We start from the raw sequence: 3,037 nt of genomic DNA on the forward strand, positions 1-3,037 counted from the left end.
GGACCGGGCCGAACAGGACCGAGCCATCGAATCGGCGGCTGTGGGGCGGCGCAAGCTGGTGCTGGCGACCTCGGTCGCGGAAACCAGTCTGACCATCGAAGGCGTGCGGGTCGTGATAGACGGCGGCCTGTCGCGGGTGCCGCGGTTCGAACCGTCAAGCGGCCTGACCCGGCTGGCGACGGTCAAGGTCAGCCGATCCTCAGCGGAACAGAGGCGCGGCCGGGCCGGGCGCACCGAGCCGGGCGTTTGCTACCGCCTGTGGGATGAGGAACAGACGCGCGGGTTGGTCCCGCATCAACGGCCGGAAATCCAGGAGGCGGACCTGACCGGGCTGGCCCTGGACCTGGCCCGGTGGGGCGCACGCTCGGCGGAGGGGCTGGCCCTGCTCGACCCGCCGCCGGCTGGAGCCTTGGCCGAGGCGCGCAAGGTGCTGACACGGTTGGGGGCGCTGGATGCCGATGGCGGACTGTCGAAACACGGGCTTAGGCTGACCAAGATTCCGCTGTCGCCGCGGCTGGGCCATATGGTGGCCGTGGCGTCCGACGCCGGCGACGCGATGACGGGCGCACGGATCGCGGCGGTGTTGAGCGAGCCGGGTCTGGGCGGATCGAGCGTCGATCTGGCGGATCGCCTGATCGGGCTGGAGCGCGATCGGACGCAGAAAGCGCGCGATTCGATCAAGCTGGCGGAGCGCTGGGCGCGCGCGGCGGGCGGCAGATCGGGACGGACGATCGATCCTGGACTGCTGCTGGCCGAGGCCTTTCCCGAGCGGATCGCAAAGGCGCGGGGCAAGGCGGGTGAATATCTTCTCGCCAGCGGGAGAGGAGCCGTGCTGGAGGCGACTGACCATCTGGCGCGTGAGCCTTGGTTGGCGATCGCCGAACTTGGCGGCGGTGACACGCGCGACCGGGTGCGACTGGCGGCGGCGCTGGAGGCGGACCGGATCGACAGCGATCTGGCGCGCCTGATTTCGACGGAGGATCGGCTAGCGCGCGAACCGTCGGGGCGGTCGGTGATCCGGCGCTCGCGGCACATCGGGGCCATCGTACTGGACGAAAAGGTTGTCGGCGCGCCGGATGCGCATACCCTGACCGCCGCCCTTCGGGCCGAGATCGAGGCGGATGGGCTCGGCGCGCTGAAATGGGGCGAGCAGGCGTCGGGGCTGCGCGCACGTCTGGCCTTCCTGCACGCGCGCGACCCAGCTTGGCCCGATGTGTCGGACAACGCCCTGCTGGCGGCGCGTGAGGACTGGCTGTGGCCCCTGCTGGAAGGGGCCAAGTCGCTGGAGGGGATAGTCGACGGCCATCTGGCTGAAGCCCTGCGCGGACTGATCCCGTGGGATCTGCAACGCCGTCTCGACGAGCTGGCGCCCCCGCGTCTGGTCACGCCCCTGGGCTCGGCGGCCATCGACTATGCCGCCGAGGGCGGGCCGCGCGTGGATATTCGGGTGCAGGAACTGTTCGGCGTCACGACGCATCCGACTGTCGGCGGCGTGCCGTTGACCCTCGCCCTGTTGTCGCCGGCGCGACGGCCGGTGCAGGTCACCAAGGACCTGCCGCGCTTCTGGTCGGGGTCGTGGGCGGCGGTGCGTGCGGAGATGCGCGGCCGCTATCCCCGTCATCCGTGGCCAGAAAACCCTGCCGAGGCGCAGGCGACGAACCGGGTCAAACCGCGCGGCGCCTGATCGCCTTGACGCGGCGGGCGGGAAACGGGCATCGCTGGGACAACCGGGAGAAGAAGATGTCCGACGTCCTGCCGAAGAACTCCACCGGCCGCGTGCTGTTCGCCAGCCTGATCGGCACGACGATCGAGTTTTTCGACTTCTACATCTACGCCACAGCGGCCGTCCTGGTGTTTCCGACGCTGTTCTTTCCCGGCGAGGATCCAGGGACGGCTCTGCTGTCCTCGTTCGCGACCTTTTCCATCGCCTTCTTCGCGCGGCCCATCGGCGCCCTGGCCTTCGGACATTTTGGGGACCGGGTGGGACGCAAGGCGACGCTGGTCGCGGCGCTGATGACCATGGGCCTGTCGACGGTGGCCATCGGCCTGTTGCCGACGCACCAGCAGGTCGGCCTGCTGGCCCCCCTGCTGCTGGCCCTGTGCCGGTTCGGTCAGGGGCTGGGCCTGGGCGGCGAGTGGGGCGGGGCGGTGTTGCTGGCGACAGAGAACGCGCCGCCCGGAAAGAAGGCCTGGTTCGGCATGTTCCCCCAACTGGGCGCGCCCATCGGCTTCATCCTGTCCACCACATCCTTCATCGTTCTGACGTCGACGATGAGCGAGACCGCGTTCGAGGGCTGGGGCTGGCGAATTCCGTTCCTGGCCAGCGCCATCCTGGTGTTCGTCGGCCTGTGGGTGCGGCTGAAGATCACCGAGACGCCCGAGTTCCAGAAGGCCGTGGATCGCGACGAGCGCGTGAAGGCGCCGGCCGTGACCCTGTTCGCCCATCACAAGGCGGCGCTGGTTCTGGGCACCTTCAGCGGCGTGACGACCTTCACCCTCTTTTATCTGATGACCGTCTTCGCCCTCGGTTGGGCGACGACGGGAATGGGGCTGGCGCGGGCCGATGTGCTGCCCATCCAGTTGATCGGCGTGCTGTTCTTCGCCGCCTTCATCCCCGTGACAGCCTTGCTGGCGGATCGATACGGGCAGGTCAGGGTGCTGATCGCCTCGTCCGTGGGAATCGGCCTGTTCGGCTTTTTGTTCGCGCCGCTGTTCGGGGGCGGTCTCAGCGGCCTGCTGATCTTCTTTGCGCTGGGGTTCGCCCTGATGGGCTGCACCTATGGCCCGATCGGCGCGGCCATGGCGCGGCCCTTTCCCACATCAGTTCGCTATACCGGTGCGTCGATGGCCTTCAATCTGGCGGGCATACTGGGCGCATCGCTTGCGCCCTATATCGCGCTGAAGCTGGCCGAGCGATTCGGGCCGGGAGCCGTCGGCGGCTATCTGGCGATTTCGGCCCTGGTCACCATTGCCGCCCTGTGGGGCATGGGCCGAGTGGCGCCGGAGGAGAAGCGCTAGGCTTCGTCCGTCGCGGCAT

At 69.0% G+C, this 3,037-nt stretch carries 2 protein-coding genes; both read left to right on the forward strand.

The features are described from left to right. Positions 1 to 1,684: ATP-dependent helicase HrpB (gene hrpB / locus RT123_RS12370; protein ID WP_313009423.1), on the forward strand; the 1,684-nt coding region annotated here is incomplete at its 5' end. 56 nt (positions 1,685 to 1,740) lie between these two features. After that, the gene (locus RT123_RS12375; RefSeq protein ID WP_313009424.1) at positions 1,741 to 3,018 is read left to right on the forward strand and encodes an MFS transporter; all 1,278 of its coding nucleotides are present in this window, start codon (positions 1,741 to 1,743) and stop codon (positions 3,016 to 3,018) included. Positions 3,019 to 3,037: the final 19 nt, after the last annotated feature.

The organism is Brevundimonas vesicularis (genome assembly GCF_032067225.1).
In the GTDB taxonomy this organism is placed as follows: Bacteria; Pseudomonadota; Alphaproteobacteria; order Caulobacterales; family Caulobacteraceae; genus Brevundimonas; species Brevundimonas vesicularis_F.